Here is a 3,596-nt window from a genome sequence, read left to right as displayed (position 1 = left end):
GGCCCCTTTCCCTCCCTCCGCACCCCCGAATCCGAGGTTCCGCCATGGGCGCTGCACAGGCGCGTTCGTTCGCCGAGATCGAGGCCGCCTTCGTCGAGTACGTCCAGCAGATCGTCTACTGCACGATGATCACCGTCGACCGCGCGAACCGCCCCCGGGCCCGGGTTGTCCTGCCCGTCTGGGAGGTGGTCGACGCACGGCCCGTGGGCTGGCTGGCCGCATACCGGACCCCGGTCAAGGCGGCTCACCTGGCGAACAACCCCCACACGACGTACTCGTACTGGCATCCGTGCCAGAACGCGGTGTTCGTCGACAGTGTCTCCGCCTGGGTGCACGACCCGGAAACCAAACTGCGCGCCTGGGAGCTGTACCACCACAACAGCCCCCCGGGCGTCGGCTACGACCCTCACACCTTCTGGGACGACGGCCCCACCAGCTCCGACTACCAACTCCTGCGCATCGACCCCTGGCGCGTCCAGGTCCTGCGCGGCTCGGACCTGGCCAGCCGCATCTGGACCGACGAACCACCGGAATGAACTGGTTGCGGCGGTCCGGAAGTGATCGGATTCCTGGCCGCCCGCTCCCCACACCTGGACCGCGCTCGGGCTTTCCTCACCCGCGATCACCCTCGGTTACTATGCTCACTTCGTGCCGGAGGCCGGTTGGCCGGAAGTAAGGGCGCACCGCGCCCTGCAAAGGCTGCCATGTATTTGCAGATTCAAGAGACAGGTGGCCTGGGAAAGTGCTGAAAATGGTCACCGCGACCCGCTATATCACTCCCCTGCGAGAGGGCGGTTCGCTGCCCGGGCTCGTCGAGGCCGACGATCTCGGGACGTACGTCATGAAGTTCAGCGGCGCGGGACAGGGTCGCAAGACGCTCGTCGCCGAGGTCGTCTGCGGTGAACTGGCCCGGCGGCTGGGGCTGCGGGTGCCAGGGCTGGTGACGGTCGCCCTCGACCCGGTGCTGGGCCTCGGTGAACCCGACCAGGAGGTGCAGGGGCTGCTCAGGTCGAGCGGTGGCACCAACCTCGGCATGGACTTCCTGTCGGGAGCGCTCGGCTTCGACCCCCTCGCCTTCCAGGTGAGCGCCGAGGACGCCGGGCGGGTGGTGTGGTTCGACGCGCTCGTCAACAACGTCGACCGCTCCTGGCGCAACCCCAACCTCCTGATGTGGCACGGCGACCTGTGGCTCATCGACCACGGCGCCACGATGATCTGGCACCACAACTGGCCCGGCGTACAGGCGTCCGCCGCCAAGCCGTACGACGTCTCCGAGCACGCGCTCGCCCGGTTCGGCCCGGACATCGCCTCGGCCGCCGCCGAACTGGCGCCGCTGGTCACCGAGGAACTGCTCGCCGAGGTGACCGCGGAGATCCCCGACGAGTGGCTCGCGGACGAACCCGGGTTCGACTCGCCGGACGCGCTCCGACGGGCCTACGCGGAGCCGCTCCTCGCGCGCGCCGCCGTCATCCACGAGCGGCTCACGGGCGTCACAACCAGCACGGGCGTCGAGGGGGAGAAGTGAGCGAGCGGGACGTCTTCGAGTACGCGCTGCTGCGGGTCGTCCCGCGGATCGAGCGCGGCGAGTGTTTCAACGCCGGCGTCCTGGTGTACTGCCGCGCCAGGTCCTTCGTCGCCGCGCGTACGCATCTGGACGAGGGCAAGCTGCGGGCGCTGGACCCCGAGGCCGACGTGGCCGGTGTGCGGGCCGCGCTGCACGCGGTGGAAGGGGTCTGTGTCGGCGGCGAAGCCGCAGGTCAGGCAGGGCTGGACGATGCCGGTCGGCGCTTTCGCTGGCTGATCGCGCCGCGCTCGACGGTGGTCCAGCCGGGGCCCGTGCACACGGGGCTCACGGCCGATCCGACGGCCGAGACGGAGCGACTGCTGGCTCTGCTCGTCAGGTAATGGCTCACACCGGAGTGACCTGCCGTTGACACCGGGTGCCAGGACTTCTAGCGTCACGGGTACTGAAGGTACTAAGCGGTCGCTCACCTGAGGGCGTACCGTGGACCGCAGGCTTTTCAAGGGCGAGGAGAACCAGCAATGTCCACCACTGAGCAGCGGGTCGCCGTGGTCACCGGCGGTGCGCGCGGCATCGGCGCCGCGACCGCCGTACGACTGGCGGCGGAGGGCCGCGCCGTCGCGGTGATCGACCTCGACGAGGCCGCATGCAAGGACACCGTCGAGAAGATCACCGCAGCCGGTGGCAAGGCGATCGCCGTGGGCTGCGACGTCTCCGACGAGGCGCAGGTCGCGGCCGCGGTCACACGCATCGCCGAGGAACTGGGCGGACCCACGATCCTCGTCAACAATGCGGGTGTCCTGCGCGACAACCTGCTCTTCAAGATGAGCGTGTCCGACTGGGACACGGTCATGAACGTGCACCTGCGTGGCGCCTTCCTGATGTCGAGGGCCTGTCAGAAGTACATGGTGGACGCCAAGTTCGGCCGGATCGTCAACCTGTCCTCCTCCTCCGCCCAGGGCAACCGGGGTCAGGTCAACTACTCGTCGGCCAAGGCCGGTCTCCAGGGCTTCACCAAGACCCTCGCCCTCGAACTCGGCAAGTTCGGCGTCACCGCGAACGCCGTCGCCCCCGGCTTCATCGCCACCGACATGACCGCCGCCACCGCCGAGCGCGTCGGTATGGGCTTCGAGGACTTCAAGGCCGCCGCCGCGACCCAGATCCCCGTGCAGCGCGTGGGCACCCCGGACGACATCTCCAACGCGATCGCCTTCTTCACGGACGAGGCCGCCGGATTCGTCTCCGGCCAGGTGCTGTACGTCGCCGGCGGACCGCTCGACTAGGACCGGGGACACAAGAAAATGAGCAACGTGGAACTCTCGGGCAAGGTCGCCCTCATCACCGGCGCCAGCCGGGGCATCGGCTACGGCATCGCGGAGGCGCTCCTCGCGCGCGGTGACCGGGTGTGCATCACCGGACGCAACGAGGACGCGCTCAAGGAGGCCGTCGAGGCCCTCGGGGCCGACCGGGTCATCGGCGTGGCGGGCAAGGCCCACGACGAGGCCCACCAGGCCGTCGCGGTCGAGCGCACCGTCGAGGCGTTCGGACGCGTCGACTTCCTCGTCAACAACGCCGGTACGAACCCGGTGTTCGGGCCGATCGCCGACCTCGACCTCAACGTGGCACGCAAGGTCTTCGAGACCAACGTCGTCTCGGCGCTCGGCTTCGCCCAGAAGACCTGGCACGCCTGGCAGAAGGAGAACGGCGGGGCGATCGTCAACATCACGTCCGTCGCCGGCCTCTCGGCCTCGCCGTTCATCGGCGCGTACGGCATCAGCAAGGCCGCGATGGACAACCTGACCGTGCAACTGGCGTACGAGTACGCGCCCGGGGTGCGGGTCAACTCGATCGCGCCGGCCGTCGTGAAGACGAAGTTCGCGCAGGCGCTCTACGAGGGCCGCGAAGAGGAGGCGGCCGCCGCCTACCCGCTCGGCAGGCTCGGCGTGCCCTCCGACATCGGGGGCGCTGCGGCGTTCCTGACCTCCTCCCAGGCCGCCTGGGTCACCGGCCAGACGCTCGTGGTCGACGGAGGCATCTTCCTCAAGGCCGGCCACAGCTGACCTAGCGGTACGAA

The 3,596-nt window shown here is 69.2% G+C and carries 5 protein-coding genes; all 5 read left to right on the top strand.

The genetic code is table 11. From position 1 onward, the window contains the following. The coding region (locus STRTUCAR8_RS20035) for a pyridoxamine 5'-phosphate oxidase family protein (RefSeq protein ID WP_338399703.1) at positions 1-536 on the top strand (536 nt) is incomplete at its 5' end. A 206-nt stretch (positions 537-742) separates the two neighbouring features. Next, complete coding sequence (locus STRTUCAR8_RS20030; protein WP_006377681.1) at positions 743-1,525, top strand: HipA family kinase; 783 nt, start codon at positions 743-745, stop codon at positions 1,523-1,525. Next, positions 1,522-1,905 carry a DUF3037 domain-containing protein gene (locus STRTUCAR8_RS20025; RefSeq protein WP_006377686.1) on the top strand — a complete coding sequence of 128 codons (384 nt, stop codon included), beginning with the start codon at positions 1,522-1,524 and terminating at the stop codon, positions 1,903-1,905. The genes STRTUCAR8_RS20030 and STRTUCAR8_RS20025 overlap by 4 nt, the downstream gene beginning before the upstream one ends. A gap of 138 nt (positions 1,906-2,043) precedes the next feature. Beyond that, a complete protein-coding gene (fabG, locus tag STRTUCAR8_RS20020; RefSeq protein ID WP_006377683.1) occupies positions 2,044-2,805 on the top strand; it encodes a 3-oxoacyl-ACP reductase FabG in 762 nt (253 codons plus the stop codon). 18 nt (positions 2,806-2,823) lie between these two features. Next, positions 2,824-3,582, top strand: a complete 759-nt coding sequence (locus tag STRTUCAR8_RS20015; protein WP_044472517.1) for an SDR family oxidoreductase — start codon at positions 2,824-2,826, stop codon at positions 3,580-3,582. Positions 3,583-3,596: the final 14 nt, after the last annotated feature.

Origin of the sequence: Streptomyces turgidiscabies Car8, assembly GCF_000331005.1 — a bacterium.
Classification (GTDB): domain Bacteria; phylum Actinomycetota; class Actinomycetes; order Streptomycetales; family Streptomycetaceae; genus Streptomyces; species Streptomyces turgidiscabies.
Note: the sequence above shows the minus strand (reverse complement) of the source record. Positions and strands in the feature narration are given on the sequence as shown.

What these genes read in the sequence shown, in the direction of transcription:
- fabG (WP_006377683.1), top strand. Translation starts at nt 2,044, where the DNA reads ATGTCCACCACTGAGCAGCGGGTCGCCGTGGTCACCGGCGGTGCGCGC.
- STRTUCAR8_RS20015 (WP_044472517.1), top strand. Translation starts at nt 2,824, where the DNA reads ATGAGCAACGTGGAACTCTCGGGCAAGGTCGCCCTCATCACCGGCGCC.